Below are 255 nucleotides of genomic sequence, written 5' to 3' on the forward strand. Positions count from 1 at the left end.
CTGGTAGGGCCGCAGCAGCCAGAACCAGGCCACCGGCGCGACCGCCGCCACGCCGCCCACGCCCACGCCGACCCACCACCACGGCAGGCCGGCCAGCAACAGCACGAACACGCCGCTGGCGGCGATCAGCACGCCGGTGCCGAAGTCCGGCTGCAGCATGATCAGCGCGGTCGGCACGCCGATGATCACCAGGCTCACCAGCACGGTCGGAATGCGCGGCGGCAGCGGCATGCGGTGCAGGTACCAGGCCACCAT

The 255-nt window shown here is 72.5% G+C and carries 1 protein-coding gene; it reads right to left on the reverse strand.

Annotation, left to right across the window (positions count from 1 at the left end; genetic code table 11):
- Positions 1-255: FtsW/RodA/SpoVE family cell cycle protein (locus tag SB822_RS58880; protein WP_410859347.1), on the reverse strand; the 255-nt coding region annotated here is incomplete at both ends.

Source organism: Paraburkholderia sp. SIMBA_054 (assembly GCF_046534875.1).
GTDB lineage: Bacteria > Pseudomonadota > Gammaproteobacteria > Burkholderiales > Burkholderiaceae > Paraburkholderia > Paraburkholderia hospita.